Raw genomic sequence first — 2079 nt, forward strand, 5'->3', positions numbered from 1 at the left:
CAACTACACCCGGCTGGCCTGGGCGGTGCTGAACTGGAACACCGACGCGATTGCGCTGTATCGGGCCGTCGGCGCCGCGCCGCAGACCGAGTGGACCACCTACCGGCTGTCCGGTCCCGAGTTGGCCGCGCTGGCCGAACCGGGCTGATCGTCTCTTGATAACCAGCGCAACGTAGCCGGACTGAACAACAACGCCAACGCCGTCAACGTTACTGCGGCGAGCGGGATCCCGAACGGCGCCCGGTGCGAGCCCACGGTCAGGTACCACGCCACCGGCAGCAGCAACAGCTCGGCGAACACCGCGAGCCCGCGTCCCCAGCGCCTCCCGGTCAGTAGGGCCACGCCGGCAGCCAGCACGGCACCACCGGCCACGACGAACCACACCGCGGTTCCGAAGCCGTTGACCACCCGCTGATCGGCGCCGCCGATCGCCCGAATCAGCAGAACCGCGGCGACCAGCAGACCTGCCGCACCCTGGACTGCGACAATCAATCCCGCGCCGCGCACAGTGGCCGGAGGACGCGTGATCACCGCCTCAGCGTAACGTCGCCGACTCACCCGAAAGTCGCGCTCCTCCGGCGGTCCGCGAGGCGGCCCGCGTCGTCACCGCTCCCGTAGGCTTTGGCCTCATGCGCGCCGTGCTGATCGTCAACCCGACCGCGACCTCGACCACCACGGCCGGCCGCGATCTGCTGGCGAACGCACTCAAAAGCCGCCTGGATTTGACCGTCGAGCACACCCGGCACCGCGGCCACGGCGGCGAAATCGCCCAGGCCGCGGTTCAGGACGGGGTCGATCTCGTCGTCGTGCACGGCGGCGACGGCACGGTGAGCAACGTGGTCAACGGCCTGCTCGGCAAACCCGGGCAGCTGCCCGCCGGGCATGTGCCGGCGTTGGCGATCGTCCCCGGTGGTTCGGCGAATGTGACAGCACGCTCGCTGGGCATCCCGCCGGGCCCGATCGACGCCACCAACCAGCTCATTTGGCTGCTCGACAAATACGGTCAGGAAAAGAACTGGCGCCGGATCGGGCTGATCGACTGCGGCGAGCAGTGGGCGGTGCTGAATGCCGGCATGGGGGTCGACGCCGAGGCGGTCGCGAAAGTGGAAGCGCAGCGGGAGAAGGGCAAAAAAGTCACGCCGACGCGCTACATCACCGCAGCGGTGCGCGCGACGATCGCCTACTCCCGCAAGCAGCCGCGGCTGACCGTGGAGCTGCCCGGGCGCAAGCCGATTTCCGGGGTCTACTTCGTCTTCGTGTCCAATTCCAGCCCGTGGACGTACGCCGATGATCGGCCGATGTGCACCAACCCCGGCACCAGCTTCGAAGCCGGACTGGGCGTCTTCGGCGTCACCCGGTTGAAGGTCGTGCCGAGTCTGAGGCTGGTCGCACAGATGTTCTCCAAGCAGCCCAAGATCGAGGGTGACCAGGTCGTTCGCGACGACAACGCGGACTGCGTGCGGGTGACATGCGCCGATCCACCCATGGCGAGCCAATTCGACGGCGACTACCACGGCGTGCGCGAACGGATGGCTTTCCGTGCCGTTCCCGACGCCTTGGACGTCGTCGCTCCGCCCCTAAAAAGGCTTCCCGACCTGCGGTAATCGTAGAATGTGGCCAAAAGCACTGGCCAGGCTCCGAAGGAGTGTAGTACAAACGATTAAGGGATTTGGTAACAGATCTCTGAAGTGACATTGCCCACGGACCAACAAACCGCTATTGACATCTGTTGAGCCTGTGAAACGATCGAACGATTGCATGCAACGGTACGGAAACATTACTTGTGCCTGCGTTAACAGCCGAAGAAAATCATTCGTGCGCACAATGCTGCGCACACAGTGAGGAGTAACGACTTATGGATTGGCGCCACACTGCGGTCTGTCGCGACGAGGACCCGGAGCTGTTCTTCCCTGTCGGGAACAGCGGTCCGGCCCTCGCACAGATCGCCGACGCGAAACTGGTCTGTAACCGCTGTTCGGTGACCACCGAGTGCCTGTCCTGGGCGCTCAACACCGGGCAAGACTCTGGCGTGTGGGGCGGAATGAGCGAAGACGAGCGACGTGCACTCAAGCGTCGTAA

At 65.2% G+C, this 2079-nt stretch carries 3 protein-coding genes and 1 pseudogene; 3 read left to right on the forward strand and 1 reads right to left on the reverse strand.

The annotated features are described in order from the left end of the window. Positions 1-148: pseudogene (locus WAN02_RS19870) on the forward strand (GNAT family N-acetyltransferase); the annotation flags it as partial. On the opposite strand, the gene WAN02_RS19875 reads toward WAN02_RS19870, so the two are convergent. Next, complete coding sequence (locus WAN02_RS19875; RefSeq protein WP_422265947.1) at positions 100-531, reverse strand: hypothetical protein; 432 nt, start codon at positions 529-531, stop codon at positions 100-102. The pseudogene WAN02_RS19870 and the gene WAN02_RS19875 sit on opposite strands and share 49 nt — an antisense overlap. 98 nt (positions 532-629) lie before the next feature. Here WAN02_RS19875 and WAN02_RS19880 point away from each other — a divergent pair, with 98 nt between their 5' ends. Next, positions 630-1604: a diacylglycerol/lipid kinase family protein gene (locus tag WAN02_RS19880; protein ID WP_422265948.1), complete on the forward strand. Its 975-nt coding sequence runs from the start codon at positions 630-632 to the stop codon at positions 1602-1604. 251 nt (positions 1605-1855) lie between these two features. Next, positions 1856-2079 (forward strand): transcriptional regulator WhiB1 (gene whiB1, locus WAN02_RS19885; RefSeq protein WP_422265949.1); only part of this gene is annotated, 224 nt, incomplete at its 3' end.

This window comes from Mycobacterium sp. (genome assembly GCF_049281135.1).
Lineage (GTDB): Bacteria > Actinomycetota > Actinomycetes > Mycobacteriales > Mycobacteriaceae > Mycobacterium.